Genomic DNA, 26,324 nt, shown 5'->3' with positions numbered 1-26,324 from the left:
GATCGGAAACCCGGCGCGAATGTCGGGTTTCATTTGATTTCGAGCGTGTAGGAGCAGCCCGCCAGCGTCTTGCCGGGGTGCGACTCGACGGTCGAGACGTTGAGCTTGATGCCCGTGGAGAAGGTCAATCCTTCCGACTCTTCGGTGCTTTGGACAACGACCTTCTCGCCAAGGAATTTTTCCGGCGTCGAAAAAACGGCAATGACATTGAGCTCCCTGGCAAGCTCTGGCGCCGCAATGCCATCGAGCACGGCCATCGGCCCGGCTGCGGTAAACACGATCGATCCCGTCTCGCGGTTGAACACGCGGATTTTGGCCGGCAGTTCGTATTGGCTGAGAAACGGATTGCCCGAGGCAACCTCCTTCCAGCCAAGCGTTTCAACGGCACCTGGTGCGCTGGACAGCCACAGGGCAAAGTCGTTGTAGGTCGGAACGTCCGCCCTGCACTCGATCAGGGCCGGAAGGTCGAGAGAGGCGGGGTCGAACTCCTGGCCGGCGGCTGGCGTCGCCAGAACAACCAGCGGCGCCAAGCAGCGACCGAAACCGCGCATCCGCGCTACTTGGTGCGGCTGCGCGCGGCCAGCGTCCTTAGCCTCAGCGCGTTGAGGCGGATGAAGCCGGCGGCGTCCTTCTGGTCGTAGGCGCCGCGATCGTCCTCGAAGGTGACCAGCGCATCCGAATAAAGCGTCTTCTTCGACTTGCGGCCGGTGACCATGACATTGCCCTTGTAGAGCTTGAGGCGCACCGTGCCTTCGACGTCTTCCTGGCTCTTGTCGATCATCGCCTGCAGCATCAGCCGTTCGGGCGCGAACCAGAAGCCGTTGTAGATCAGCTCGGCATAGCGCGGCATGAACTCGTCCTTGAGGTGGGCGGCACCTCGGTCGAGCGTGATCGATTCGATGGCGCGATGGGCGGCGATCAGGATGGTGCCGCCTGGTGTTTCGTAGACGCCGCGCGATTTCATGCCGACGAAGCGGTTCTCGACCAGGTCGAGCCGGCCGATGCCATTGTCGCGGCCAAGATCGTTGAGTGCCGCCAGCATGGTCGCCGGCGACAGTTTCTTGCCGTTCAGCGCGATCGGATCGCCCTTCAGGAACTCGATCTCGATCTCGGTGACGGTATCAGGCGCGTCCATCGGCGAAACGGTGCGCTGGTGAACGAATTCGGGCGGCTCCACCCACGGGTCTTCCAGCACCTTGCCCTCGGAGGACGAATGCAAAAGGTTGGCGTCGACCGAAAACGGTGCGTCGCCCTTCTTGTCCTTCGGCACCGGGATCTGGTGCTGCTCGGCGAAATTCATCAGGTCGGTACGCGATTTGAACGACCAGTCGCGCCACGGCGCGATGACCTTGATGTCGGGGTTCAGTGCGTAAGCTGAAAGCTCGAAGCGAACCTGATCGTTGCCCTTGCCGGTGGCGCCATGCGCGATCGCGTCGGCGCCGGTTTCCCGGGCTATATCGACCAGATGCTTGGAGATCAGCGGCCGCGCGATCGAGGTGCCGAGCAGATAGGTGCCTTCATAGACGGTGTTGGCGCGAAACATCGGGAAGACGAACTCGGACACGAATTCCTCGCGCACGTCGACGACGCGGATGTCCTTGATGCCCATCATCTCGGCCTTGCGACGGGCCGGCTCGAGTTCGCCGCCCTGGCCAAGATCGGCGGTGAAAGTCACGACTTCTGCGCCGAGTTCAGTCTGCAGCCATTTCAGGATGATGGATGTGTCGAGACCGCCGGAATAGGCGAGCACGACCTTCTTGACGTCTTTGGCCTTGGACATTTCTACTCCGTCGATGGCGGACGCCCCAGCCTGGGCGTCACGGATTGTCGCAGCGCCTTTTAGCAGGAACGGCAGAGCGAGCAAGCACACGTGCATGCATGGCTTCTGGTCCAGTCCATGGCGAGGGGTGGGCAGGGAAAACAACCTGCTGCAATCAAGGGCTGCATTTGCTGGAGGGATTTAATCAAGTTTTCACGCTCCGTCGCTAATATGACGACAAGCTGTGTAGGCGAAGTGCCGAGACGGCCTTGCCTCGTCGCGGGCACCCTCGGGCTGGGCCATTCCTGATGCGCGTTATATCATGCATCGCCATGGAGCATAATCTGTGGCTTGTCCTGCTGGCGGCGCTGATGTGCGTCACCGGCTGCTGGGTGACGATCGGCCTCTTCGACCGTTCGAGGAAAACCACCGGCGTGCAGATGAAGGGCTGGCTGTTCCTGACCGCGGTTGCCGCCGGCTCGTCGATCTGGTGCACCCATTTCATCGCCATGCTGGCCTACCAGCCCGGCGCGCCGATCACCTTCGATCCGGTCCTGACCATGGCGTCCCTGGTCATCGCCATCGCCGGCACCGGGCTGGGTTTCACCCTTGCATCCGGCAAGAGCCGGCGCCTGGCCCCGGAATGGGGCGGCGTCGTCGTCGGCCTGGCGATCTCGGCCATGCACTACACCGGCATGATGGCCTATCACGTTGCCGGCATCGTCGAATGGGACGGCTCCTATGTCGTGGCCTCACTGGTCATCTCGGCGGTGTTCTCCGCCCTGGCCGTCGGCCATGCCGTGCGCCGGCCATACCGCTGGTCGCACTATCTCGCCATCGGGCTGCTGGTGCTGGCGATCGTCGGCCTGCATTTCACGGCTATGGCCGCGGTGGCGGTGACGCCGCTGTCCTTCATCAGCACAGGCACCAATCCCGATATTCTGGTGGCAATGGCGGTCGCCGTCGCCGTGGTGGGCCTGATCGTCGCGGCTACCGGCTTCGCCAGCTATCTGATCGATGAGCGTGGTCGTTTGGAGAGCTTCGAGCGGCTTCAGCATCTCGCCCTCAACGACGCCCTTACCGGCCTTCCCAACCGGGTCTCCTTCAACGACCGCCTTGACCATGAAATCGACCGGGCATGCGAGGGCGAGGACACAATGACGGCGGTCATCGTCATCGATCTCGACCGCTTCAAGGAGATCAACGACCTCAGGGGGCATGCGGCCGGCGACCAGGCGCTCAAGATCGTCGCCCGCAGGCTATCGAAACTCATCGGCGAGGGCGAATTCGTCGCCCGGCTCGGCGGTGACGAGTTCGCCGCGATCAAGCGCTTCAAGGATCAGAAGGACCTTCTCGGGCTGGTCTCGCGGCTGGAGAAATCCCTGTTCGAGCCGTTGCGGCTCGACGATTTCGAAATCGCCGCCGGCGCCAGCATCGGCGTAGCGATCTATCCGCGCGACGGGGCCGACCGCGAGCGGCTGGTCAGCAATGCCGATCTTGCCATGTACCGGGCAAAGAACGACGTCACGCGAGCCCTCTGCTTCTACGAATCCGCCATGGACGAGACGGCGCGGGCGCGCCGCGCGCTGGCCACCGACCTTCGCCAGGCGATCGAGCGCGGCGAGCTTTCGCTCCACTATCAGGTGCAGACCTCGGTCCCGACCGGCGCCACCTGCGGCTACGAGGCGCTGCTGCGCTGGACCCATCCGGTGCACGGCATGATCCCGCCCGCCGAATTCATCCCGATTGCCGAGGAGAACGGCTCGATCATGGCGATCGGCGAATGGGTGCTGCGGACCGCGTGCCGCCAGGCGGCCTCGTGGGGCAACGGCCACAAGATCGCGGTCAATTTGTCGCCGGTACAGTTCGCCCATGCCGATCTCGCCAAGCTCGTCCATCAGATCCTGATCGAGACCGGGCTGTCGCCGAAACGGCTGGAGCTGGAGCTCACCGAATCGACGATCGTCGCCGACAAGGTGCGCACGCTGCATGTCCTGCGCCAGATCAAGGCGCTGGGGGTGACGATCGCGATCGACGATTTCGGCACAGGCTATTCATCGCTCGATACGCTGCGCTCGTTTCCGTTCGACAAGATCAAACTCGACCGTTCATTCATGGCTGACGTCGAGCGAAGCCCGCAGGCCAAGGCCATCATCCGGGCGGTGCTGACGCTGGGCCGCAGCCTCGACATTCCGGTGCTTGCCGAAGGCGTCGAGACGCATGTCCAGCTCACCATCCTGCAAGTCGAAGGCTGCAACGAGGCGCAAGGCTATTTCCTCGGCCGGCCCAAGCCGATCGACCAGATCACCGGGGACGCCGATGTCCGCAACGATCAACTCGTCGCGGAGGAGCCGGCGAGGATGGGGCTGAGCAGGCAGGCATAGGACGCCGCGGCCGGCCGTCCAGCGAATGCCGTGCGGACGCCTGCTGGATCGAGATCGGGTCGCTGCTGTGTCTGGCATCGTCATGGCGCATCCTGTATAGGCCTCGCAATCCCTTGGGGCCGCTCATGTCGTTCATTCCAGACACCACCACGCTGATCCAGTTCGCCATCGCCACGGTCATCCTGGCGATCACGCCGGGGCCGGACATGACCCTGTTCGTCTCGCGCACGCTGAGCCAGGGCCGTGCCACCGGCTTTGCCTCGATGGCTGGCGCGCTGTGCGGCACGCTCATCCACACCACGCTGGTGGTGATCGGCGTCTCGGCGCTGATCGTCGCCTCGCCGATGGCTTTCTTCGTGCTGAAGATATTCGGCGCCGGCTATCTCGTCTTCCTGGCCTGGCAGGCAATCACCAGGGGCTCGGCATTTTCGCCGGAGAAGAAGACAGGCCCCGAGATTTCGCTGTTGCGCAGCTGGGCGGCGGGCCTCGGCGTCAATCTGCTCAACCCGAAGATCATCCTGTTCTTCATGACCTTCCTGCCGCAGTTCGTCTCCGCGCATGATCCGAACGCACCGGGAAAGCTGTTTTTCCTTGGGCTGATGTTCATTGTGCTGTCGGTCCCGGTGACGGTGCCGATGGTGCTGGCGGCGGAAAAGTTTTCGGCGGCGATGAAGGCCAGCCCGCGCGTCACACGGGCGGTCGACTATCTCTTTGCCGGCGTGTTCTCCGCCTTCGCCCTCAAGATCCTGACGGCGCAGGCGAAGTAGGCGCCGTCATCCTGTCTGGCCATCCTCTTTTGATCCTGGTTCGCCTTGCCACCAGCTTGCGGCCCAGCGCCCGGCGCTGAGCCAGTAAAAGATACCACCGACCATGCCGCTGCCGATCACGGCCATGATGGCGCTGGTGTCCCTGACGACGAAGGCGGTGTCACCGCTGCGGTCGGCAAGCCCGAGGAAAACACCGGCAACCACCGCGCCTGCCAGCGCATAGAACAGCCAGTCGCGCCGGCCCAGGATTTCGGCAAGCAGGATGACGACAGAGGCCGGCATCAGGGCGAAATAGGCGACGAACAGAGCGGCGAAGGGAATTGAGAAATACAGGGAAGCCGTCGCCGTCGGATGCGCATGCTCCGGCGTGTAGCCGAGCGATGCCAGCAACAGGATGTTGAGGAAGGCGCTCGCCGCCAGCGAGGCGACGGCATAGCCGAACAGGATGACGGTGAAACGGACGAGGTAGCCGACGAGACGCGCCATCAATCTCGGCCCAGATTCTGTCGCGTGCCGGACCTGCGTCCAGCCAGAAGCCAGTAGACCGAACCGGCGGCGATGCCGGCGGTGGCGAGAAAACCCAGAAAGCCCGGATTGAAGACAAAGCTGCTGGCCGAGCGCGGCATGGATACGCCAAAGGCGATGGACGTGATCGCACCGGTGGCGGCGAAGTAGAACCATCCCCGAAGTGAAAACCGTTCGGCGACAAAGAGCGCCGGGCCGACGATCAACAGCGCGCCGATCGTTACGGTCAAGACGGCGAGCGGGAACGAGCCCAGCCAGTCGAAAGCGAAAATGATGGACCAGTTGCCGTCTTCGATGCCTTCCAGGAGAGCGATCAGCAGCACCGGCACCAGGATCGAGGTCAGCACCGCGGCGACATAGCCGACCGCCATGATGGCGAAGCGTTTTAGCCAGGCGAAGGGGCGGCTCACGCCTCGCCGTGCCCCGCTATCATCATCGCTTCCAGCGCCAGCCGGTCGACCTTGCGCATGCGCTCGGAGTCGGATTTGAGCTGGCCGCAGGCGGCGAGAATGTCGCGGCCGCGCGGCGTGCGGATCGGCGAGGCATAGCCGGCATTGTTGATGTAATCGGCGAATTTCTCGATCGTCTCCCAGTCCGAGCACTGGTAATTGGTGCCCGGCCACGGGTTGAACGGGATCAGGTTGATCTTGGCCGGAATGCCCTTGAGCAGCTTGATCAGGCCCTTGGCGTCCTCGATGGAATCGTTGACGTCCTTCAGCATCACATATTCGAAGGTGATGCGCTTGGCGTTCGACAAGCCGGGATAGGCGCGGCAGGCGGCGATCAGCTCGTTGAGCGGATACTTCTTGTTGATCGGCACAAGCAAGTCGCGCAGATCGTCATTGGTGGCGTGCAGCGAGATCGCCAGCATGACGCCGATCTCCTCGCCGGTGCGGAAGATTTCCGGCACGACGCCGGAGGTCGACAGCGTGATGCGCCGCTTCGACAGGGACAGGCCGTCACCGTCGGAAGCGATCAGCAGCGCCTTCTTCACCGCTTCGAAATTGTAAAGCGGTTCGCCCATGCCCATCATGACGACGTTGGACACTTTGCGGCCCTCGGCCGGCACGATGGCGCCGTCGGGCGTGTCGCGGTCGGGAAAATCGCCGAGCCGGTCGCGGGCGGTGAGCAGCTGGGCGAGGATCTCCTCAGCCGTTAGATTGCGCACCAGCTTCTGCGTGCCGGTGTGGCAAAACGAGCAGGTCAGCGTGCAGCCCACCTGTGACGAGATGCACAGCGTGCCGCGACCCTCTTCGGGAATGTAGACAGTCTCGATCTCGACCGGCCGGCCGGCGCCGCGCGGCGGAAAGCGGAACAGCCACTTTCGCGTGCCGTCGGCGGAAATCTGCTCCTCGACGATCTCGGGCCTGGCGACGGTGAAATGCTTGTCGAGCTCGGCGCGCAGATCCTTGGAGATGTTGAACATGCCGGCGAAATCGGAGACGCCGCGCACATACATCCAGTGCCACAACTGCTGGGCGCGCATTTTCGCCTGGCGCTCGGGCACGGTGCCTGATGCAACCAGAGCCTCGGCGAGCTCGACCCGCGTCAGGCCGATCAGCGACGGCTTTTCGGGCTGTGCCGCGCGGGCACGCAACGCGTCGCGGGCGCCGTCAGTGGTGAGATCGAATGAAAGGGTCATGGTTGCACTGATATAAGCGGTTTGCGGCCGATTTCACGCATCGTGCCGGAAAGGAAGCGCGGCGCATAGCACAGGTTGACGGCAGAGTCATGGGTTGTGCGATGATGCACCCTCGCCAGAGATCCACCAACAGACCCAAAAACGAAAGGCCGGGCTTTGCGGCCCGGCCTTTCACTAAAACAAAGCCTAGCCTATTTGCACTTGGCAATCGACGTCAGCGCCGCCGAAATGCCCTTCAGCGAGAAGACGTAGCTGGTCGGGTTGCCGCGGCCGGACTTCGCCGTCACCTTCATGTCGGTGCCGGTCTTCATGGCGGCGATCAGCACCGGCTCCTCGGCGGCATTCTCGACCCAGGCCGATTTGCCGCGGGTGAACATCGAAAACGTCTTCTTATCGATGGTCACGGTGGCCTTGGAGCCGTCCTGGAAGTTGTAGCCGGCAATGAATTGCGGCTCGTAGGACACTTGCTGGCCGGGCCGCTGGCTGACGAAGAAGAACATGTCGCCATGGTCGAGCGTCGGCGGCTGCTTGTCGGTCGGCACGGTCAGGACATAGCAGACCTTGCCGCCCGACGCCTGGTAGCTGTAGGTGCCCCAGGCATTGTGCTGGCCGATTTTGGTCGCCGACTGCGCCAGTGCCGGCGCTGCCACGGCCACCAGGGCCAGACTCGAAACTATAGCAATCAATCCGCGCATCGCTTTTCCCGTATTCCAAATGGTGCGGAGGCAGGCCGGCTTGGCGTCCTGCCCGTCGCTTCATTTTGATTTAATCTGGGTTACCAAACGGTGAATTTCCGAAGAGAAAAGGACCCTCACCCCGAGGAAACCGCCGCCATTCCCGCGCCGCCGCCTTGTGAGCGGCTGGCGCGACATCCCTTTGGCGACTTGGAGGCCACGAAAGCGGCAAGAGTTTGACTTTTTACGCTGTCGCAGAAAGCCGGCTTCAACGGCGTTCCGTGCGCGAGTTCAGCCCTTGTCGGCCATGGCGTCCCTGGCGGCCTGCCGGTGCGCAGTGGTGATGTGGGCACTGACGGCGGTGATCGCGGCGGTGAGCACGGCGATGTCGTCGGTGAAGCCAAGCCCGAAGACGAAGTCGGGGATGACATCCACCGGCAGCACGAAATAGCCGAGCGCGGCGAGCAGAATGCCTTTGGCGCGCAGCGGCGTGTTCTTGTCCATGGCGCAGTAATAGGCGGCCACCACCTCTTCCATGAAGGGGATCTGCCGCGCGGCCTTCTTGGCTGTGCGCCAGAATTTCTCGCGCACTTCGCTCTCGTCCGCCAGCTTGCCGCCAAAGCCGAAGAAATTAAAACCGGATTGTCGCGCCATCAGTCTCTCCTTGCAGAGCCCGTGCGCATCCCGGCGCATGCCCGCGGGCAAAATGTGGTGAAACCCGACCCCCGCTACAAGATGCCGGTGCCGATTTGGGCCCGCCGAGGCGATACCAGGCCTCAGGCGCCGGCAAAACGGTTCATTTTCTTGGCCAGATCGATATCGAGCGCGGTGACGCCGCCGGCGTCGTGAGTGTTCAGCGTCACGTCGACTGTCTTGTAGACATTCGACCAGTCGGGATGATGGTCCATCGTCTCGGCGGCAAGCGCGACGCGGGTCATGAAGGCGAAAGCCTCGGAGAAATTCGCGAAGGTGAATGTGCGCTTGATGGAGGCGCCGTCTTCCGCCAGCGCCCAGCCGTCGAGACCGGTCAATGCGGCTTCAGCGGCTTGCCTGCCCAGTTTCTCTCTCGCCATGTCCATATCCTGTGCTATTCGAAAACGACCCTCACCATAGCGACGGATCGATGAGCGCGAAGCCCATAAACTCCATTCTCTTCGTCTGCCTCGGCAACATCTGCCGGTCGCCGCTGGCGGAAGGTGTCTTCCGCGCCGTTTGGGCCGAGCGCGGATCGGCCCGGGATATCCTGCTCGATTCAGCGGGAACCAGTGACTGGGAGGCCGGCTCTGCCCCCGATCGACGCGCGATCGCGATCGCGGTGCGGCACGGCGTAGACATTTCCGGACAGAGGGCGCGCAAGGTCACGCCGCAGGACCTCCACCGTTTCGACCTGATCCTCGGCATGGACCGGTCGAATGTCGCCGACCTGAAGGCGCTGGCGCCGGCGGCCGTGCAGGACCGCATCCATCTGTTCCTGGAGTTCGCGCAGGGAAAGGCACGCGACGTGCCGGATCCTTATCATGACGAGGCAGAAGCCTTCGCTTCCGCCTATCGCATGATCCGCGAGGCGTCGGAGGCGCTGGCGACAAGGCTGGAGGCGCGGGCGTCCGTGCCTGACAGCGGCCAGGCTTCCTCGACGATATAGGGTCCGCCGCCGACCGAATCGCGCGACGACATCAGCACGAAACGGCCGATGCGGAACGGCAGCGTCGAGAAATTGCCGCGCGCCGACAGATATTGGGCGACGTCCAGCGGAGTCGAATTGCGTAAGCGCGCCAGCGTCACATGCGGCATGAACTTGCGCGGATCGGCCGGGATGCCGAGCCGCTGGCAGATGCGGTCGATCTCGCCCTGAAGGGCAGCCAGACCGGGCGAGGCGGAAGCACCCGCCCACACCGCATGCGGCTTCTTCTGCCCGAAAGCGCCGACGCCGGACAGCGCCAGCGAGAAGGAAGGGCGGTGGACGCGGTCGAGCGCGTTGGCGATCTCGTCGGCGACATGGCCGGGGACATCGCCGATGAAGCGCAGCGTCAGATGGTAGTTTTCGACATCGATCCAGCGGGCTCCCGGCAAGCCGCCCCGCAGCAGGGACAGCGAAAGGGCAGCGTCACGCGGAATTTCGAGGGCGGTGAAAAGACGCGGCATGAAGAGCCTCCCTTCCTCGAATCGAACTGTCACCTATAGCGAATCATCGATAGTCAAACGGAGCAAGAGGTTTGTTGGCCACAGTCCCTGTTAAAAGCTTGCCGGGCGGAAACAGTTCCAATCCGCTAGGAATCGCCCGGCACTGCCGCGATCACCTTCTCTACCGTCGGCAGGATGCGTTCGACCATCTGGTCGACGCCTTTTGCGCTCGGATGCAGGCCGTCCTCGAGTTGCATGCCGGGCTGGCCGGCGACGCCGTCGAGAAAGAACGGGTAGAGCACGACTTCGTATTTCTTCGCCAGGTCCGGAAAAATGGCGTCGAACGCATTCTGGTAGTCGGGACCGAGATTGGGTGCGGCACGCATGCCGGCCAGAAGCACGGCAATCTTGCGCTGCTTCAGCTTGCTCAGCATCTCGTCGAGGTTCTTCCTGGTGATGTCGGGCGAAACGCCGCGCAGCATGTCGTTGGCGCCGAGTTCGAGGATGACAAGCTGCGTGCCGTCCGGCACCGACCAGTCGAGCCGAGCCAGGCCGCCGCTCGTCGTGTCGCCGGAGACGCCGGCATTGGCGACGATCACATCCTGGCCCCTGGCGCCAAGCGCGGCCTGCAGCCTGTCGGTAAAGCCCTGGTCCGGGCCAAGACCGAAGCCCGCCATCAGGCTGTCACCGAAGCCGACGATCTTGAACGGCTCGGCGCTCGCCGACGACATGGCGCCGCTGATGGCGAGGAAAACCATCAAGCCTGCGGCAATACTGCGTTTGAAAGACATGCGGCAGGCCCCATATGAGCTAGGAATTCTTCAGTCGACGGCTTCCGGCAAGCAGAGCCTTCCCAGATATAGGACGATTTCATTTTGACAGAAGCCGTCATCGCGCTGAAAGATGTATCCCTGACCCTTGGCGAGGGCGCTTCATCGGTCCATGTGCTGAAGGGTGTCAGCCTTGATGTGGCGACCGGCGAGGCGACCGGCATCGTAGGACCTTCGGGTTCCGGCAAGTCGACATTGCTGATGGTCCTGGCAGGCCTGGAAGGGGTCGATTCGGGTACGGTCCGAATCGCTGGCGTTTTGCTCAACGGCAAAAGCGAGGACCAGATTGCTTCGTTTCGTGGCCGAAACATCGGCATCGTGTTCCAGTCCTTCCATCTCATTCCCAACATGACGGCGCTGGAAAATGTCGCGGTGCCGCTGGAACTGGCCGGCCATGCCGATCCGTTTTCGGTGGCGGCGCGCGAGCTGGCGGCGGTTGGCCTCAGCGACCGCGTCACCCACTATCCCGGCGAATTGTCGGGCGGCGAGCAACAGCGCGTGGCGATCGCCCGCGCATTGGCGCCGTCGCCGCGCATCCTGATCGCCGACGAGCCGACCGGCAATCTCGACCAGGCGACCGGGCGGCAGGTCGCCGACCTCTTGTTTGCCAAGGCGGCCGAGCGCGGCATGACGCTGGTGCTGGTGACCCATGATCCGGCGCTCGCGGCGCGCTGTTCGCGCCAGGTTTCGATGCGCTCGGGCCGGATCGAGGCACCGGCCCCCGTCAAGGTGACGGCCTGATGCCGCTGTCCCGGACGTTGAGGCTCGCGGTCCGCTTCTCACTGCGCGAGATGCGCGGCGGCCTGTCCGGCTTCCTGATCTTCCTCGCCTGCATCGCGCTCGGCGTCGCGGCCATCGGCGGCGTCAACTCGGTGGCGCGTTCGATCACCGCCGGTGTCGCCAATCAGGGCCAGACGCTGCTCGGCGGCGATCTTCGCTTCCAGATCAACCAGCGTGACGCCAGCCGGGCGGAGCGCAGCTTCCTTGACGGGCTCGGCACGGTTTCCCGGACCGCCAGCATGCGTTCGATGGCGCGTCTGGCCGACGGATCCGACCAGGCGCTGGTCGAGGCCAAGGCGGTCGACCATGCCTATCCGCTCTATGGCACGCTGGAGACCGAGCCGGCACTGTCGAAACAGGAACTGTTCGGCGAAGAGTTCGGCGTCTTCGGTGCGGCGGCACCCGATCTTCTGTTCGAGCGGTTGCACGTCAAGATCGGCGACCGGCTGAAGCTCGGCACCGCCACTTTCGAACTGCGCGCCAGGCTGGTCGCCGAACCGGACGCCGTGTCCGACGGTTTCGGCTTCGCCCCAAGGCTGATGATCTCGACCGACGGACTGGCGGCCACTGGACTGATCCAGCCGGGCAGCCTGGTCGAGAATGCCTACAAGATCCGGCTGCCGGCAGACGCCGACGAGGTGCGGCTGAAAGCCGTCCAGGACAAGGCCGCCACGGATTTCCCCGAAGCAGGCTGGTCGATCCGCACACGCAGCAACGCGGCGCCCGCGCTGTCGTCCAACATTGAACGTTTCTCGCAGTTCCTGACCCTGGTCGGGCTGACGGCGCTGGTGGTCGGCGGCGTGGGCGTCGCCAATGCGGTACGCGCCTATCTCGACGGCAAGCGCGGCGTCATCGCCACCTTCAAGAGCCTGGGCGCTTCGGGCGGCTTCGTCTTTGCCGTCTATCTCGTGCAGATCCTGATCATAGCCGGATTGGGTATCGTGCTGGGCCTTGTGCTCGGCGCACTGATGCCGTTCGCGGCGAGTGCGGCCTTGCAATCCGTCATTCCGGTGCCTGCCGAAGGCGGCTTCTATCCCGGCGCGCTCGGTATGGCGGCGCTGTTCGGCCTGCTGGTGACGTTGGCTTTCGCGCTGCTGCCGCTCGGCCGCGCCCGCGACGTGCCGGCAACCGCGCTGTTTCGCGAAATGGGGCTGGAAGGCCGCGGCTTGCCGCGCCCCGCTTATGTCGCGGCCGCCATAGGCATCGCGCTGTTGCTTGCGGCGCTGGCCATTCTGTTCTCGGGCGACCAGCGCATAGCCTCGATTTTTGTCGGCGCTACCGTCTTCGCCTTCCTGGTGCTGCGCGTGGTCGGCGCACTGGTGCAATGGGCGGCCAGGAAAAGCCCGCGCGTGCGCTTCGTGGCGCTCAGGCTCGCCATCGGCAACATTCATCGGCCAGGCGCCCTGACGCCATCGGTGGTGCTGTCCCTGGGGCTTGGCCTGACGCTGCTGGTGACGCTGGCGCTGATCGATGGCAATCTCAGGCGGCAGATCTCCGGCAGCCTGCCGGAACGGGCGCCGAACTTCTTCTTCGTCGACATCCAGAGCGCCGATGTCGCGTCTTTCTCGGCGCTGATCGGCAAGGAGGCCCCGCAGGGCGTGCTAGCCAAGGTGCCGATGCTGCGCGGCCGGGTGATGGCGCTGAACGGTGTCGATGTCGACAAGGTGAAAGTGCCGGCGGAAGGCGCCTGGGTGCTGAGGGGGGACCGCGGCCTGACCTATGACACCAGGCAACCGGAGAACGCGACGTTGACCGAGGGCAGTTGGTGGCCCGAAAATTACAGCGGCGAACCGCTGGTTTCGTTTTCGGCGCAAGAAGGCAAGGAGATCGGGCTGAAGCTCGGCGACACCATCACCGTCAATGTGCTGGGCCGCAATGTCACCGCCAGGATCGCCAATTTCCGCCAGGTCGAATGGGAGACGATGGGCATCAATTTCGTCATGGTCTTCTCGCCCAACACATTCGCAGGCGCCCCGCATGGCTGGATGGCGACGCTGACCGAAAAGAGTGCCTCGACGGCCGACGACGCCCGCATCCTCAACGCCGTCACCCGCGCCTTCCCCGCGGTGACGACGGTGCGGGTCAAGGACGCGCTCGATGTCGTCAACCGGTTGGTCGGGCAACTCGGCACGGCGATCCGGGCCGCCGCTGGCGTGGCGCTGATCGCCTCGGTGCTGGTGCTGGCCGGCGCGCTTGCAGCCGGCAACCGGGCGCGCATCCATGATGCGGTGGTGTTGAAGACGCTGGGTGCGACACGCACGACGCTGATATCGGCCTTCTCGCTCGAATATATGCTGATCGGGCTGGCCACCGCCATCTTCGCGCTGGCAGCGGGCAGTGCTGCCGCCTGGTTCGTCGTCGCGCGCATCATGACATTGCCGTCGCATTTCATGCCGGAGGTGGCGGTGGCAACCATTCTGTTTTCGCTGGTGGTCACGGTCGGCATTGGTCTCGCCGGCACCTGGCGGGTGCTCGGCCACAAGGCAGCACCGGTGCTGCGCAACCTGTGACGACAGGCCCGGAAAAGGCATCCTGGATTAAATCTTGGTAAGAAAGCCGTCCGGAAAGCCGAGGAATCGGCACTTGGTTGCCTCACGAACCGTTACATCCGGTTACGGTCTTGTTCTTGACGCGAATAACCATCATATTTCGCCACAGGCATGCTGGAGCCCTGCCAGCGGCGCCTGGGTCCGGAAGGACCTGACACCGGACGGGGCAGAAGCAATAGAGGACTACAATGGCTGATCCCATTCGCAACTACCAGACGCGCGCCGTGCCCGGCGTCAGCGTCGGTGCCGACATCGATCAGGGCCTGCGCGCCTACATGATCAAGGTTTACAATCTGATGGGGCTTGGCCTCCTCATCACTGGTCTTGCCGCTGTCGGCACGATCATGCTGGCCACCACCACCGATCCGGCTTCGGCTGTCGCGACGCTGCCAAGCGGCGAGATGCTGACCTCGTTCGGCTACGCGATCTTCGGTTCGCCGCTGCGCTGGGTGGTGATGCTGGCGCCGCTGGCCGCCGTGTTCTTCCTGTCGTTCAGGATTCAGTCGATGAGCGTCGCTGCCGCGCAGACCACGTTCTGGGTCTATGCCGGTCTCGTCGGCCTGTCGCTGTCGTCGATCTTCCTGGTCTACACCACGGCAAGCATCTCGCAGACCTTCTTCGCCACCGCCGCCGCTTTCGGCGCGCTGTCGCTGTTCGGCTACACCACCAAGCGCGACTTGACGGCAATGGGCTCGTTCCTGATCATGGGCGTGTTCGGCATCATCATCGCGTCGGTGATCAACATCTTCCTGCAGTCGTCGGCGCTGTCTTTCGCCGTGTCGGCGATCGGCGTGCTGGTCTTCGCCGGCCTCACCGCCTATGACACGCAGAAGATCAAGGAGATGTATTTCGAGGGCGATGCTACCGATGTCGCCGGCCGCAAGGCGATCATGGGCGCGCTGAGGCTCTATCTCGACTTCATCAACCTGTTCATGTTCCTGCTGCAGTTCATGGGCGACCGCCGCTAGTACAGCAGCGCTTGGACCATCGAGTTCCAGAAGGGCGGCCCAACGGCCGCCCTTTTCTTTTGTCTTGGCCTTTGCTGTTATTGCGAGCAGAGAAACGACATGCATAAACAATGAGCAATATTACGATCCGGCCTGTCACGGTGGCCGACCTCGACAGCGTCACGGCCATCTATGCCGACGCGGTGACCCAAGGCACGGCGAGCTATGAGCTGGAGCCGCCGAGCCGCGCGGAGATGGGTGTTCGATTCGACAGCCTGATGGCCGGCGGCTTTCCTTACCTGGTGGCGGAGAAGGACGGCACTGTTCTCGGCTACGCCTATGCCGGCGCCTTCCGGCCGCGCCCGGCCTATCGCTTCATCGTCGAGGCTTCGGTCTATGTCGCGCCCGAGGCCAAGGGCCAGGGCGTCGGGCTCAAGCTGATGCAAAGCCTGATCGAGGCAGTGACGACGGCGGGCTTTCGCCAGATCATCGCGGTGATCGGCGATGGCCGTCCCGACAGTGCCTCGGTGCGGCTGCACGAAAAGCTCGGCTTTCGCTATTCGGGACGCCTCGAAGGTTCCGGCTACAAGCATGGGCGCTGGCTGGACACGGTGTTCATGCAGCTGTCGCTGAATGGCGGTGCCTCGGCGCCGCCCGATCCGAGCTCGCTGCCGGAGCGGAAGTTTCGTCTTAAAGGGGACTGAAGCGAGGAATTGGGGAACTGAAGAACTGAAGAACTGAAGAAGAAGGCGGTTACATCAGGCGTCGAGTGCCCAATTCTTCAATTCTTCAATTCTCCAGTTTCTTCAATTCCGTAGCTCAAGCCTCTACAACCTTGAGCTTGCTGTCGAACACACCAAGCACGCGGCCAAGTTCCTGACCGCGTTTCAGGATGCGGCCGCCGGCGGCGATGACGGCAAAAGCGCCCTGCTTGCGGGCCAGTTTCGGATCCTTGACGATCTGGAACAGCGGCACTTCACTGGTGCGGCGGAATACGGAAAACACGGCGCGGTCCGCAAGATGATCGATGGCGTAGTCGCGCCATTCATTGGCAGCGACCATGCGTCCGTAGAGCCTGAGGATCTGGTCCAACTCGCGGCGGTCAAACCGTACCGGCTGATCGAGACGTTCGCGTCGTGCCTCGTGCAGCGGGATCAATATCGCGGATGCGTCCCCATCCCCCGTCCCGCCGCTGTCATCCGTCATGCCTCGATCCTTCAAAATGAATCTTTGCCAACCAAAGTTGGCGTGTTCGCGACTGAATTGCAAGGCCTAGCGAACCGAGCCCCGCGCCGCGCCGTTTTCGTCACGTCCAGTCACTTTTATGAAACGCCGTGTTGGAATTGGTGATGTTCCGCCACATTTCTGCCTTTTTTTATCCGCGCTCATGCCCCAATGTCCGACGAATTTACCGGTGTTGCCTGAGACGGTTCGGTCCGGCACCGGCTCGTAAACCCCAAGCCCCCCGCCCACGGGTCTGCGTCGGATCGAACCAACCTCGGCTCTTCCTCGGAAGAACCGGGTGCGACGATCCCAAAACCTAAATGACCGACGTCAGAAGCAAGCTGACGTCGGTTTTTTATTGGGTGGTGAGTCGAGTGCGGTTTCACCGAGCGTCGCGTCCCCCTCACCCGGATTGCCAACCGAATTGCGAAGGGGCAATTCGGGACAATCCGACCTCTCCCCGAGGGGAGAGGAGATCGCGGCGGCGCTTTACCTCTTCTCCCCTCGGGGAGAAGGTGGCCGCGAAGCGGCCGGATGAGGGGCCTCCCATCCACAGTCCTAGCGAAGATGGGGGGCGCCGGCGTCCGTTACGGCTTGTGGATGAACGCGGCGCCGAGAATAGGACCGGGCATGCCGTCCTTGCCGACCGACTGCAGCAGCACGGCGCAGCCGCCCTTTTTGGCAATCTCGCTCATCGGCAGCTCGTAGCGCTGTGCCTTGCCATGCCACATGCCAGCGGTCTGAATCCCGGTGACGGCGTTCCAGTAGGTCATCTTGCGGCCGGTATTCTCGCCCTCGCCGACCTTGACCGTCTGCGGCGGGTCGAAATAGACGATGACGACATGGGCGTCGCTGGGGCCGTTGCCGGCATCACCGGCGTCGATCGTCACACGGTCGCTGGTGCGGCTGACCTTGACGGCGACGCGCATGCCTTCGCCGTTCTTGGCCATGCGGGCGAGCGCGCCATCGACCTCGCCGCGGCTGGCGCCGTTGACGTGGACACGGCCGTTGATGACGGCCTGCGGCGTATAGACGGAGCGGCTGCCGAAGGCGCGCATGTAGTCGTATTGCCGCTCGGTGTTCTCCTTGCGGCCCAGCGTGTCCTGCCAGCCGAGATAGTCCCAATAGTCGACGTGATAGGCGAGCGCGACGATATCTTCCTTAGCGGCAAGTTCGGAGAACAGCGTATCGGCCGGCGGGCAGGAACTGCAGCCCTGGCTGGTGAACAGTTCGACCACGCCCAATGGCCTGTCGATCTGGAGCCTGTCGATCTGGACCCGGTCGGCATGGGCGCGATCGGATTCGCCGGCATGCCCGGCGCCGGCAGACGCCGAGAAGGCCAGCGCAAGAGCTGCCAGCCACAATGATTTTCGCGAGGCCATGGCCATTCCGATTCCCGCCGGTGGTGCCGGCTTTATCTTGATTGCTAAAATATGTGGCAGAACCGGAAGTCAACGGGAAGTCACGTTGCGGTGAAATTTTGCCATTGCAGCTGACCGCAACCCCGCAATAGGAAGGATCTGCGCTTCAGGATAGAAACCGATTCGGGCGGCAATCACGATGTGGCAAACGTTTTTGGCGCCAGTCGACCTCTATTGCGAGCGGACCGGCCCGGAATTCTGGTCCGAACCCGTCAACGCCCTGACCAATCTCGCCTTCATCGCCGCCGGCCTGTGGGGCGTGCGCGAGGTGCGAAGGCTGGGCACCGGCGCCTTCGCCGAGGTGCTGGCCTGGTGGGTGGTGGCGATCGGCATCGGTTCGACGATCTTCCACACCTTTGCCACCAAGGGCACGGTCTGGGCCGACGTGCTGCCGATCGCCGGCTTCACGCTGGCCTACACGCTGTTCAATTTACGCCGCTTCCTCGGCATGCGATGGGGCAAGGCCATCGCCATCTTCATCGCTTTCTATGTGATTGCCGGGGCGATAACCCTTGCCGTGCCGGACTGGCTGCGCCAGGCGTCGAACGGTACGACGGGCTATCTGCCGCCGTTCCTGGCGCTCGCCTTCTTCGGTGTCTGGGTGACGGTGAGCGGCAATCGCGCCGGCTGGTATAATCTGGCGGGCTCGGCGATCTTCGTCGTGTCCGTCATCTGCCGGATGATCGACCCGGTGGTCTGCGGCAGCTTTCCGCTCGGAACGCACTTCCTCTGGCACATCCTCAACGGGCTGATGCTCAGCGTGCTTTTGGCGGCGGCGGCGCGGTTTGGGAAGCCGAAGGTAGGGGAATAGGGGAATAGGGGAATAGGGGAATAGGGGAATAGGGGAATAGGGGAATAGGGGAATAGGGGAATAGGTCTTCACCTTCCCTACTCCCTTACTCCCGTACTTAAGCCGCCAGATCGCGCAGCACGTATTGCAGGATGCCGCCGTTCTTGAAGTAATCGAGCTCATCCAGCGTATCGATGCGGCAGATGATCGGCACATTCTTCACCGTGCCGTCGCCATAGGTGACCTTGGCGATCATCGTCTGGCGCGGCTTGATGGTGCTCAAGCCGTCGATCTCGACCAGCTCGTCTCCCTTGAGGTTGAGCGATGCCCATGAGGTGCCTTCCTCGAAGACGAAGGGGATAACGCCCATGCCGACCAGGTTCGAGCGATGGATGCGCTCGAAGGACTGGGCGATGACCGCGCGGACACCAAGGAGATTGGTACCCTTGGCAGCCCAGTCGCGCGACGAGCCGTTGCCGTATTCGACGCCGGCGAAGACAACCAGCGGCACGCCTTCCCTTTTGTACTCCATCGCCGCGTCGTAGATCGATTCCTCTTCCTTCGACGGGTAGTGGATGGTGTAGCCGCCCTCGCGCCCGTTCTCGCCCAGCATGTGGTTGCGGATGCGGATGTTGGCGAAGGTGCCGCGCATCATCACCTCGTGATTGCCGCGCCGCGTGCCGTACTGGTTGAAGTCGGCGACGCCGACGCCGTGGTCGGTGAGGTATTTGCCGGCCGGCGAGGCCGCCTTGATCGATCCGGCCGGCGAAATGTGGTCGGTGGTGATCTTGTCGCCGAACAGGCCGAGCACGCGGGCGCCCTTGATGTCGCCGATCTTGCCGAAACCTGATGTCATGCCAGCGAAATAGGGCGGGTTCTGCACATAGGTCGAGTTGTCGTCCCAGGCATAGGTCTGGCCTTCCGGCGCCTTGACGTTCTGCCAGTACTCGTCGCCCTTGAAGACGTCGGCATATTTGCGGGCGAACAGCTCGCGGGTGACGTTCTTCTCGATGAACTCCTGGATCTCGGCCGAGCTCGGCCAGATATCCTTGAGGTAGACCGGCTCGCCGTTCTTGTCCTCGCCGAGCGGCTCGGTGGTCAGGTCCTTTGTGACGGTGCCGGCCAGCGCGTGCGCGACGACCAGCGGCGGCGAGGCCAGATAGTTCGCCTGCACGTCGGGCGAGACGCGGCCTTCGAAGTTGCGGTTGCCGGACAAGACCGCGGCAGCGATCAGGCCCTTGTCGTTGATGGTCTTCGAGATCGGCGCCGGCAGCGGGCCGGAATTGCCGATGCAGGTGGTGCAGCCGAAGCCGACCAGGTTGAAGCCGATCTGATCGAGTTCCTTCTGCAGGCCGGATTTCTCCAGATACTCGGCGACCACCTGGCTGCCCGGCGCCAGCGAGGTCTTCACCCATGGCTTCTGCTTCAAACCGAGGCGGTTGGCGTTGCGGGCCAGGAGGCCGGCGCCGATCAGCACACTCGGGTTCGAGGTGTTGGTGCACGAAGTGATGGCGGCGATGACGACGTCGCCATGACCGAGATCATGGTCGGTGCCTTCGACTGCGTAGCGTTTGGAGATTTCGGCGGCCTTCTTGTATTCGGTCTCCATCGCCTTGGCGAAACCTTCCGGAATGCCTTCCAGGGCGACGCGGCCCTCGGGCCGCTTGGGTCCGGCCATCGACGGCACGACGGAGCCAAGTTCCAGCTCGAGCAGATCGGTGAACACCGGATCGGTCGAGCCGGTCTCACGCCACATTCCTTGAGCCTTGGCATAGGCCTCGACCAGCGCGATGCGGTCCTCGCTGCGGCCGGACATTGTGAGGTAGCGGATGGTTTCCGAGTCGACCGGGAAGAAGCCGCAGGTGGCGCCATATTCGGGCGCCATGTTGCCGATGGTGGCGCGGTCGGCCAGCGTCATGTTGGAGAGGCCCGGCCCGAAGAACTCGACGAACTTGCCGACGACGCCCTTCTTACGCAGCATCTGGGTGACGGTGAGCACGAGGTCGGTGGCGGTGACGCCTTCTTTGAGCTTGCCGGTGAGGCGGAAGCCGATCACCTCAGGCAAAAGCATGGAGACGGGCTGGCCGAGCATGGCCGCCTCGGCCTCGATGCCGCCGACGCCCCAGCCGAGCACGCCAAGGCCGTTGATCATGGTGGTGTGCGAATCGGTGCCGACGCAGGTGTCGGGATAGGCTGTCGTTTCGCCGTCCTCGGTGTTGGTCCACACCACCTGGCCGAGATATTCGAGGTTGACCTGATGGCAGATACCGGTGCCGGGCGGCACGACGCGGAAGTTGCGGAACGCCTGTTGGCCCCATTTGAGGAATTTGTAGCGCTCCTCGTTGCGCTCATATTCCAGCTCGACATTGCGGGCGAAGGCCATCGGCGTGCCGAATTCGTCGACGATGACGGAATGGTCGATGACGAGGTCGACCGGCACCAGCGGGTTGATCTTCTGCGGATCGCCGCCGAGCGAAGCCATGGCGTCGCGCATCGCGGCAAGGTCGACCACGGCCGGAACGCCGGTGAAATCCTGCATCAGCACGCGGGCCGGGCGATAGGCGATCTCGACACCGGCGGTGCCCTTGTCGGTCAGCCAGCCGGCCACCGCCTGGATCGATTCCTTGGTGACGGAGCGGCCGTCCTCGTTGCGCAGCAGGTTTTCCAGCAGCACCTTCATCGAATAGGGCAGCTGCGAGATGCCGGTGAGGCCGTTCTTCTCGGCCTCAATGAGATTGAAATAGGCATACTCCGCGCCGCCTGCGGTCAGCGTGCGGCGGCAATTGAAACTGTCGAGGGATTTTGACACGTGCGATCCTTGTCTGTTCAGCCTGAAAGGGAACGGACGCCGATGGCATGCAATCACGCGCAAAGGTGCGGGTACGGCCATTTCCGCTGTCCGTTCCCAAGCAACCCGAGCCGTTCAAGGCGGCGCGTGCGCTGGTTCGGCGCTAATTCTGTTCCCGTGCCGACCGCTGGCACGGATGCACCGCATATAGAGAATTTTCTGGAATAGTTCTAGACAGTTGGAAAGCAATTTTGTGCGATGCGGCAGCGGCCGCGACACATGGTTTCAGGGCAGGCGAGGAATGCGGCTGATCGCCGAAAATCTGTGCGGCGAGCGAGGCGGCGACGCGGTGTTTTCCGGCATCGGCTTTGCCCTGGAGGAGGGTCAGGCGCTCATCGTTACCGGGCCGAACGGATCGGGCAAGTCGACCTTGCTGCGGGTCATCGCCGCGCTGCTGCCGGTGCCGCAAGGCAGCGTGAGGATCGAGGGTGCCATGAAGATTGAAGACGGGGGCGAAGCGTTCCCGTCTGTTGCCTCGGCCTGTCACTACCTTGGCCACCAGAACGCAATGAAGCCGGCGCTCAGCGTGGCGGAGAATTTGCGCTTCTGGCGCGACTTCAACGGCGACGGACAGCTCGGCGTCGAAGAGGCGCTGGAAACGGTCGGGCTCGGTGGCATCGGCCACCTGCCGTTCGGCTATCTATCGACCGGGCAAAGGCGCCGGGCGGCGATCGCGAAACTGCTGGTCAGCCACCGGCCATTGTGGCTGCTGGACGAGCCGACGGCGGGGCTGGACAAGGCTTCGGAGGCGCGGTTCGCGGGGTTGATGGCGAAGCATTGCACGGATGGCGGGATGATTGTCGCGGCGACGCACCTGCCGCTGGGGATCGAGGGGATGGAGTTGAGGATGGGGGAAACGGGTTGATGATGGCGCCCGAGCATCTCATACCATGCTAGCCCTCTTCCTGCGCGACATCCGCCTCAACATCCGTGCGGGCGGCGGGGCGCTGACCGGGGTCATCTTCTTCCTCGCCGTCATCGCCACCATCCCGTTCGGAGTCGGGCCGGACCTGAAGCTGCTGGCCCGCATCGGGCCGGCGATCCTGTGGATTGGCGCGCTGCTGTCCTGCCTGCTCGGTCTCGATCGGCTGTTCCAGGCCGACCGCGAGGACGGCTCGCTCGATCTGCTGGTGCTCGGCAATGATCGCCACATGCTGGCCTTGACGGTGCTGGTGAAATGCCTGGCGCATTGGGCGGGCAGCGTGCTGCCGCTGGTGGTCGCCGCGCCCGTGCTCGGGCTGTTCATGAACATGGAGCCGCTCGGCATCGGCGCCACGGCGCTGACGCTGCTGGTCGGCACGCCTGCTATCACCTTCATCGGCGCCGCCGGTGCGGCGGTGGCGGTGGCGCTGCCGCGTGGCGGGCTGCTGATCTCGGTGCTGGTGCTGCCGCTGACCATTCCGGTGCTGATCTTCGGCGTTTCGGCAAGCTATGGAGCGACCGCCAATCCCGATCCGTTTCTGCAGCCCTTCCTCATTCTTGCCGCGCTGACCCTGTTTCTTGGCGTGCTGGGTCCGGTCTCGGCGGCGCTGGCGCTGCGCCATGGCACGGATTGACGCGGCGTATGACTGCGGATTGCGAAGCCGACGGAGCGAGGCTAAGGGAAAGCATGTCTAGACTGGGCGACATGATTGGCTTGGAAGGCCGCACTTCAGCGGGGCCTGCCGCATGAGCGCGCATGCACTCTATGTGACCGCTGCCTATGGCATCACTGCCGTGGTGCTGGCCGGATTGATCGGCTGGATCCTGCTCGACCAGCGGGCGCGCAAGCGTGAGCTTGCCGAACTGGAGGCGTCCGGCGTGAGGCGTCGCTCCGACAAGGTCGCAAAGCCATGAGCATCGAAACAGAAACGCCGCCCCCGCGCACTCGTCGCCTGTTCGTGCTGTTGCCGCTGCTGATCTTCCTCGGCCTGGCCGGACTGTTCCTGTCGCAGCTGCTGTCGGGGCGCGATGTTTCGGAAGTGCCGTCGGCCCTGATCGGCCTGCCTGCGCCGCAAACCAGCCTGCCGGCGCTGGAGGGCTCAAACCTGCCGGGGCTCGATTCGAAAACCTTCGCCGGCAAGGTCACATTGGTCAACGTCTTCGCGTCGTGGTGCGCGCCATGCCGCGAAGAGCACCCGGTGCTTCTGGCGCTGTCGCAGGACAAGCGTTTCAGCATGGCGGCGCTGAACTACAAGGACCGGCCGGAAAACGCACGCCGGTTCCTCGGCGATCTCGGCAATCCGTTCCAGGCGATAGGGGTCGACGAAGCGGGCCGCGCGGCGATCGACTGGGGCGTCTATGGCGTGCCGGAAACCTTCGTCATCGGCAAGGACGGCAAGATCGCCTACAAGCATGTCGGCCCGCTGACGCCCGAGACGGCGAGGGATCTCTTGCTGCCACAGATCGACAAGGCGCTGGCGGCGTCGAACTGACGTCGCGACGCACCTATACGCGTAGCTGCATCATCCTTGGGTCTTCGCAACGCCACGCGTCGCTACGCCCAAGGATGGCGAACGTGATGAGGCGATCGAATACTCAGCCGTAGATCTGCTTGTGGATCTGGTAGAGCATTTCCGAGCGGTCGGCGCGCATGTCGGCCAGATCGCGGCTGGAAAAGCTGTCGATTTCGGCGACAAGGCGGTTGTAGTGCTTGCGCTTGGCAATGCTGTTGCGAGCGCGGGTCATGAGACTGTCGAGGATCATAGCAAGGTTCCTTTTTGGCGCCGCGTTTCGGCGGCGGTTTCTTCCTCCCTTGATCGATACGAAGCATGACATAGTAATGGTGCATTGCAAAAAGAAGATGTTGCAATGCACCATTGCGCTGAACGCATAGCCGGTTAATGCGGCGCTAAAGCGCGTCGCGTTTGAACGGATTCAGGCGACGCGCTTCAGGTCTTTGTTTTTATGCATGTCGTTCTCCCAAAACCGGGGCCACTTTTGGGCGACATGCATTAACGTCATGCGCAGAGCCGGCAAGCGATCTTTTGCATCACACTGTGCGTACCCACATTGCCTTCTGTCCCTCCGGCTGTCTTGATCCGGTGTCATTGATGCCGGGAGGAAAAGCATGGCGGCTGCGGACTATTATGAAATTCTCGATCCGCGCTTCGCGCGCCTGTTCAACGGCAACGCGCAGGTCGAGAAGCTGTTCACCGGATGCCAGTGGGCGGAGGGGCCGGCCTGGTTCGCCGCCGGCCGCTATGTCGTCTGGTCCGACATCCCCAACAACCGCATGCTGCGCTATGACGAGACCGACGGCAATGTCAGCGTCTTCCGGCAGCCGTCCGGCAATTCGAACGGCAACAGCGTCGACCGGCAGGGCCGGCTGATCACCTGCGAGCATTCGGGCCGCCGCGTCAGCCGCACCGAGTTCGACGGCTCGGTCACCACGATCGCGGCCAAATGGAAGGGCAAGCGGCTGAATTCGCCCAACGACGCGGTGGTGAAATCCGACGGTTCTATCTGGTTCACCGATCCGAGCTACGGCATCGATACGGATTATGAGGGCGACAGGGCCGAGAGCGAAATCGGCGCCTGCCATGTCTACCGGGTCGATCCCGGCACCGGCGAGGTCGAAGCCGTCATCACCGACATGGTCCGGCCCAACGGCCTGGCCTTCTCGCTAGACGAGAGCCAGCTTTATGTCGTCGACACCGGCCGCACGCATGGCGCGCAGAATCCGGCGCATATGCGGGTGTTCAATGTCGGCAAGGGCGGCAAGAAGGTTTCGGGCGAGAAAGTCTTCGCCGACTGCACGGCCGGCCTGTTCGACGGCTTCAGGCTCGACGAGGACGGCCGCATCTGGACCAGTGCCGCCGACGGCATCCATTGCTACGATCCGGACGGCACGCTGATCGGCAAGGTCAAGGTACCGGAAGTCACCGCCAACTGCGTGTTCGGCGGCAACAAGCTGAATTGCCTCTACATCGCCGGCACCACGTCGCTCTACATGGTGCGGCTCATGGTCAACGGCGCCAAGACATACTGAGACTGGAGCACTGGCGGCCGTTCGACGGTTTCATCGAAGCGGGTCGCGAGCACGAACATCCCGGGAGGAAAAAATGCCATTCGTCAACATCCGCATCGTCAAGGAAGTGATATCAGCCGATCCGGCGGGCAAGAAGGCGGACATCGCCAAAAAGGTCACGGCGGCCATCATGGACGCCACCGGGCTGAGCAACGACGATGTCTGGGTGGTTTTCGAGGAGGTCAATGCGCGTGATTGGTATGTTGGGAAGACGGATGTGGAGACGCTGCGAAAGGGTTGATTTCGAAGGCATGGCGAAGCCCCTTTCCTTCGTCATCCTAGGGCGAAGCAGTCGCGAAGCGACGTCGCGGAGACCCTAGGATCCATGCCGCGACTTTCGAGCAGGGCACAACGGTGCAATACTGTCTTTGGCGGTCCGTGTAGTATCCAACGTTAGGCTGCCCTTCTTGGACCGATGCATTCTCGGCAAAGGTCGCGGCATGGATCCTAGGGTCTGCGCCGCGTCGCTTCGCTCCTTGCTTCGCCCTAGGATGACGAATGCGTGGTGGGTCGGCACTCAACGGGCGCGGATAAAGTCCGCGAAAGCATTCAGCGCATCGCGCATCGCCAGCCGGTTCGCCGGCTCCGCCAGGATGCTCTCGACCTCCGGCTGCTTCTTCCCCAACAGCACAATCTCCAGCATATCCTCGCACAACGCGAATGACATAGTGCGCATGATCTCGGCCAGTGCGGCGCGAGCGAACAGCGAGCGCGGCGAGGCGTGCACCAGCATGGCGGGCTTGGCGACGGCGGCGTCGCGCGAGACCAGCCAGTCGAGGGCGTTCTTCAGCCCGCCCGGCACGCCATGGGCATATTCCGGACAGGAGACGATCACGCCGTCGGCTCGGGTGACGGCATCGATCAGCTTGGAGGCTTCGAGCGGCGTCCGCTCGCCCTCATCATCGGGATTGAAGATGGGCAGACGGCCAAGCCCGTCATGGACGGTGACGCGGCAGCCGGACGGCGCTTCGCGGGCCAGTGCGGCGATCAGCGCCGAATTGGTGGAAGCCGCGCGCAGGCTGCCGGAAATGGCAAGGATGTTCAGCAAGGTATG

The 26,324-nt window shown here is 63.4% G+C and carries 29 protein-coding genes; 14 read left to right on the top strand and 15 right to left on the bottom strand.

The window, feature by feature from the left end; translation table 11 throughout:
* Positions 1-29: 29 nt before the first annotated feature.
* The gene (locus tag NKH97_RS16000; protein WP_352630977.1) at positions 30-551 is read right to left on the bottom strand and encodes a hypothetical protein; all 522 of its coding nucleotides are present in this window, start codon (positions 549-551) and stop codon (positions 30-32) included.
* 5 nt (positions 552-556) lie between these two features.
* Positions 557-1,780: an argininosuccinate synthase gene (locus NKH97_RS15995; protein WP_352797845.1), complete on the bottom strand. Its 1,224-nt coding sequence runs from the start codon at positions 1,778-1,780 to the stop codon at positions 557-559.
* Positions 1,781-2,067: 287 nt separating this feature from the next.
* Between NKH97_RS15995 and NKH97_RS15990 the strand changes: the two genes are divergently transcribed.
* Complete coding sequence (locus NKH97_RS15990; protein ID WP_352797842.1) at positions 2,068-4,143, top strand: putative bifunctional diguanylate cyclase/phosphodiesterase; 2,076 nt, start codon at positions 2,068-2,070, stop codon at positions 4,141-4,143.
* 125 nt (positions 4,144-4,268) lie between these two features.
* A complete protein-coding gene (locus NKH97_RS15985; protein ID WP_352797839.1) occupies positions 4,269-4,910 on the top strand; it encodes a LysE family translocator in 642 nt (213 codons plus the stop codon).
* 6 nt (positions 4,911-4,916) lie between these two features.
* Here the strand turns inward: NKH97_RS15985 and NKH97_RS15980 are convergent, their stop codons facing one another.
* From NKH97_RS15980 to NKH97_RS15955, 6 genes are all read right to left on the bottom strand, one after another.
* Positions 4,917-5,396 (bottom strand): hypothetical protein, encoded by a 480-nt coding sequence (locus NKH97_RS15980; RefSeq protein WP_023811319.1) that lies wholly within the window; start codon positions 5,394-5,396, stop codon positions 4,917-4,919.
* Entirely contained in the window at positions 5,396-5,845 is a 450-nt protein-coding gene (locus tag NKH97_RS15975) for a hypothetical protein (RefSeq protein ID WP_023811318.1), read from the bottom strand. Before NKH97_RS15975 ends, NKH97_RS15980 begins: the two co-directional genes overlap by 1 nt.
* On the bottom strand, positions 5,842-7,077 hold the full coding sequence (gene rlmN, locus NKH97_RS15970) for a dual-specificity RNA methyltransferase RlmN (RefSeq protein ID WP_023811317.1): 1,236 nt from the start codon (positions 7,075-7,077) through the stop codon (positions 5,842-5,844). The genes NKH97_RS15975 and rlmN overlap by 4 nt, the downstream gene beginning before the upstream one ends.
* A gap of 191 nt (positions 7,078-7,268) precedes the next feature.
* A complete protein-coding gene (locus NKH97_RS15965) occupies positions 7,269-7,772 on the bottom strand; it encodes an invasion associated locus B family protein (RefSeq protein WP_127296348.1) in 504 nt (167 codons plus the stop codon).
* A 270-nt stretch (positions 7,773-8,042) separates the two neighbouring features.
* Positions 8,043-8,405 (bottom strand): YkvA family protein, encoded by a 363-nt coding sequence (locus NKH97_RS15960; RefSeq protein ID WP_128304281.1) that lies wholly within the window; start codon positions 8,403-8,405, stop codon positions 8,043-8,045.
* A gap of 122 nt (positions 8,406-8,527) precedes the next feature.
* On the bottom strand, positions 8,528-8,824 hold the full coding sequence (locus tag NKH97_RS15955) for a 4a-hydroxytetrahydrobiopterin dehydratase (RefSeq protein WP_023811314.1): 297 nt from the start codon (positions 8,822-8,824) through the stop codon (positions 8,528-8,530).
* 50 nt (positions 8,825-8,874) lie between these two features.
* Between NKH97_RS15955 and NKH97_RS15950 the strand changes: the two genes are divergently transcribed.
* Entirely contained in the window at positions 8,875-9,393 is a 519-nt protein-coding gene (locus NKH97_RS15950) for a low molecular weight protein-tyrosine-phosphatase (protein WP_128304280.1), read from the top strand.
* Here NKH97_RS15950 and thpR read toward each other — a convergent pair.
* A complete protein-coding gene (gene thpR / locus NKH97_RS15945; protein ID WP_127382293.1) occupies positions 9,297-9,893 on the bottom strand; it encodes an RNA 2',3'-cyclic phosphodiesterase in 597 nt (198 codons plus the stop codon). The two genes, NKH97_RS15950 and thpR, sit on opposite strands and share 97 nt — an antisense overlap.
* Before the next feature lie 125 nt (positions 9,894-10,018).
* Positions 10,019-10,663 (bottom strand): arylesterase, encoded by a 645-nt coding sequence (locus NKH97_RS15940; protein WP_128304279.1) that lies wholly within the window; start codon positions 10,661-10,663, stop codon positions 10,019-10,021.
* 84 nt (positions 10,664-10,747) lie between these two features.
* Between NKH97_RS15940 and NKH97_RS15935 the strand changes: the two genes are divergently transcribed.
* From NKH97_RS15935 to NKH97_RS15920, 4 genes are all read left to right on the top strand, one after another.
* Positions 10,748-11,443 (top strand): ABC transporter ATP-binding protein, encoded by a 696-nt coding sequence (locus NKH97_RS15935; protein WP_352797832.1) that lies wholly within the window; start codon positions 10,748-10,750, stop codon positions 11,441-11,443.
* A complete protein-coding gene (locus NKH97_RS15930) occupies positions 11,443-13,992 on the top strand; it encodes an ABC transporter permease (RefSeq protein ID WP_023811309.1) in 2,550 nt (849 codons plus the stop codon). The genes NKH97_RS15935 and NKH97_RS15930 overlap by 1 nt, the downstream gene beginning before the upstream one ends.
* Positions 13,993-14,219: 227 nt before the next feature.
* Entirely contained in the window at positions 14,220-14,999 is a 780-nt protein-coding gene (locus tag NKH97_RS15925) for a Bax inhibitor-1/YccA family protein (protein ID WP_023811308.1), read from the top strand.
* A gap of 110 nt (positions 15,000-15,109) precedes the next feature.
* Complete coding sequence (locus tag NKH97_RS15920) at positions 15,110-15,682, top strand: GNAT family N-acetyltransferase (protein WP_352797827.1); 573 nt, start codon at positions 15,110-15,112, stop codon at positions 15,680-15,682.
* Between the two features lie 115 nt (positions 15,683-15,797).
* Here the strand turns inward: NKH97_RS15920 and NKH97_RS15915 are convergent, their stop codons facing one another.
* Positions 15,798-16,184, bottom strand: coding sequence for a DUF2794 domain-containing protein (locus NKH97_RS15915; protein ID WP_023811306.1), 387 nt, complete (start codon positions 16,182-16,184; stop codon positions 15,798-15,800).
* Positions 16,185-16,789: 605 nt separating this feature from the next.
* On the bottom strand, positions 16,790-17,590 hold the full coding sequence (locus tag NKH97_RS15910; RefSeq protein ID WP_023811305.1) for a DUF1223 domain-containing protein: 801 nt from the start codon (positions 17,588-17,590) through the stop codon (positions 16,790-16,792).
* A gap of 172 nt (positions 17,591-17,762) precedes the next feature.
* Here NKH97_RS15910 and NKH97_RS15905 point away from each other — a divergent pair, with 172 nt between their 5' ends.
* Positions 17,763-18,434, top strand: coding sequence for a ceramidase domain-containing protein (locus tag NKH97_RS15905; RefSeq protein ID WP_352797824.1), 672 nt, complete (start codon positions 17,763-17,765; stop codon positions 18,432-18,434).
* A gap of 97 nt (positions 18,435-18,531) precedes the next feature.
* Here the strand turns inward: NKH97_RS15905 and acnA are convergent, their stop codons facing one another.
* Positions 18,532-21,222 carry an aconitate hydratase AcnA gene (acnA, locus tag NKH97_RS15900; RefSeq protein ID WP_023811303.1) on the bottom strand — a complete coding sequence of 897 codons (2,691 nt, stop codon included), beginning with the start codon at positions 21,220-21,222 and terminating at the stop codon, positions 18,532-18,534.
* 280 nt (positions 21,223-21,502) lie between these two features.
* On the opposite strand from acnA, the gene ccmA reads away from it, so the two are divergent.
* The 4 genes from ccmA (at position 21,503) to NKH97_RS15880 (ending at position 23,675) form a co-directional block, all read left to right on the top strand.
* Entirely contained in the window at positions 21,503-22,126 is a 624-nt protein-coding gene (gene ccmA, locus NKH97_RS15895) for a heme ABC exporter ATP-binding protein CcmA (protein WP_023811302.1), read from the top strand.
* Between the two features lie 25 nt (positions 22,127-22,151).
* Positions 22,152-22,817 carry a heme exporter protein CcmB gene (gene ccmB, locus NKH97_RS15890; protein ID WP_023811301.1) on the top strand — a complete coding sequence of 222 codons (666 nt, stop codon included), beginning with the start codon at positions 22,152-22,154 and terminating at the stop codon, positions 22,815-22,817.
* A 112-nt stretch (positions 22,818-22,929) separates the two neighbouring features.
* Positions 22,930-23,097, top strand: coding sequence for a heme exporter protein CcmD (gene ccmD / locus NKH97_RS15885; RefSeq protein ID WP_013528831.1), 168 nt, complete (start codon positions 22,930-22,932; stop codon positions 23,095-23,097).
* Positions 23,094-23,675 (top strand): DsbE family thiol:disulfide interchange protein, encoded by a 582-nt coding sequence (locus tag NKH97_RS15880; RefSeq protein WP_023811300.1) that lies wholly within the window; start codon positions 23,094-23,096, stop codon positions 23,673-23,675. Before ccmD ends, NKH97_RS15880 begins: the two co-directional genes overlap by 4 nt.
* Before the next feature lie 103 nt (positions 23,676-23,778).
* Here the strand turns inward: NKH97_RS15880 and NKH97_RS15875 are convergent, their stop codons facing one another.
* Positions 23,779-23,946, bottom strand: a complete 168-nt coding sequence (locus NKH97_RS15875) for a hypothetical protein (protein ID WP_013528833.1) — start codon at positions 23,944-23,946, stop codon at positions 23,779-23,781.
* A 364-nt stretch (positions 23,947-24,310) separates the two neighbouring features.
* On the opposite strand from NKH97_RS15875, the gene NKH97_RS15870 reads away from it, so the two are divergent.
* Both NKH97_RS15870 and NKH97_RS15865 read left to right on the top strand, forming a co-directional pair.
* Complete coding sequence (locus tag NKH97_RS15870; RefSeq protein ID WP_023811298.1) at positions 24,311-25,231, top strand: SMP-30/gluconolactonase/LRE family protein; 921 nt, start codon at positions 24,311-24,313, stop codon at positions 25,229-25,231.
* A gap of 73 nt (positions 25,232-25,304) precedes the next feature.
* Positions 25,305-25,511: a tautomerase family protein gene (locus NKH97_RS15865; RefSeq protein WP_023811297.1), complete on the top strand. Its 207-nt coding sequence runs from the start codon at positions 25,305-25,307 to the stop codon at positions 25,509-25,511.
* 276 nt (positions 25,512-25,787) lie between these two features.
* Here the strand turns inward: NKH97_RS15865 and NKH97_RS15860 are convergent, their stop codons facing one another.
* Positions 25,788-26,318, bottom strand: coding sequence for an NADPH-dependent FMN reductase (locus NKH97_RS15860; RefSeq protein WP_023811296.1), 531 nt, complete (start codon positions 26,316-26,318; stop codon positions 25,788-25,790).
* Positions 26,319-26,324: the final 6 nt, after the last annotated feature.

The sequence above is a fragment of the Mesorhizobium sp. M0870 genome (assembly GCF_040319775.1).
Lineage (GTDB): Bacteria > Pseudomonadota > Alphaproteobacteria > Rhizobiales > Rhizobiaceae > Mesorhizobium.
The sequence above is the reverse complement of the archived record's forward strand: the minus strand, read 5'-3'. Positions and strand labels throughout refer to the sequence as shown.